The sequence below is a fragment of the Sphaerospermopsis reniformis genome, assembly GCF_005402885.1.
Taxonomy (GTDB): Bacteria; Cyanobacteriota; Cyanobacteriia; order Cyanobacteriales; family Nostocaceae; genus Sphaerospermopsis; species Sphaerospermopsis kisseleviana.
In genome coordinates, this window is the sequence record NZ_BJCE01000494.1 from 1 (window position 1) to 1138 (window position 1138).

At 41.7% G+C, this 1138-nt stretch carries 1 protein-coding gene and 1 pseudogene; both read left to right on the plus strand.

Annotation, left to right across the window (positions count from 1 at the left end; all coding sequences use genetic code 11):
- The coding region (locus FFR48_RS27980; protein WP_137669585.1) for a hypothetical protein at positions 1-188 on the plus strand (188 nt) is incomplete at its 5' end.
- A pseudogene (locus FFR48_RS27985) lies at positions 128-1138 on the plus strand (transglycosylase domain-containing protein); the annotation flags it as partial. The gene FFR48_RS27980 and the pseudogene FFR48_RS27985, both read left to right, overlap by 61 nt.

Genomic DNA, 1138 nt, shown 5'->3' on the forward strand with positions numbered 1-1138 from the left:
TACAGTGGTTGCGAGATGCAGCAAAATATAATTTAGAATTGACAGAGTTAAATGTCGGTGGTGGTTTAGGGATTAAGTACACCGAATCAGACGATCCCCCAAGCATTGAAGAATGGTCAAAGGCGATATCAAGGAAGTGCGTCTGGCTCAGAAAATGGAACAAGAACTCAGTAAAGACCAAATTTTAGAGCGTTACCTAAATTTAGTTTATTTGGGTTCTGGTGCTTATGGTGTAGCAGATGCGGCTTGGGTCTATTTTAATAAATCCGTGGATCAACTGACTTTATCAGAAATGGCCACCATTGCCGGACTTGCTCCTGCTCCCAACACTTACGCCCCAAATAAAAATCCTCAAGCAGCTATGGCAAGGCGAAATCAAGTGTTACAGAGGATGCTGGAAAATGGCATAATTACACCAGAACAACAGCAAGCCGCTATTCAAGAACCACTCACAGTTAATAGCAATTTACCGAGACGCTTTCAAGTTGAGTTTCCTTACTTTACTTCCTACATTCAGCAGGAATTACCAAAATATGTTAAGCCTGATGTGTTAGCAGCAGGAGGGTTAGTAGTAGAAACCAGTTTAAACCCGACCTGGCAAAAGGCAGCAGAAGCAGCAGTGGCTAAAGTTCTCAGAACTCAAGGTAGTTGGGCAAATTTTAAAGAAGCCGCTTTAGTAGCTATTGATCCCCGCAATGGGGAAATTCAAGCAATGGTAGGAGGTAAGGACTTTAGCGAAAACCAGTTTAATCGTGTAACTCAAGCGCAAAGACAACCAGGATCAACATTTAAAGGTTTTGTCTATGCTGCGGCGATCGCTACAGGTAAGAGTCCCTACGATGGCTATGTGGATGCACCATTAGTAGTAGATGGTTATGAACCAAAAAACTACAGTGAAAAATTCTATGGCTCAATGAATCTCAAAGATTCTCTTACCCGTTCTATTAATACAATTGCAGTAAGGGTATTAATAGATGTGGGATATGAGCCAACCATTAAACTAGCACAGGATATGGGGATTAAATCGGAACTCAAGCCTACCTACTCTTTAGCACTTGGTTCTAACGAAGTCAATCTCCTAGAATTAACCAGTGCTTATGGTTCTTTTGCTACCCAAGGTTTACATACAGAAGCGCAT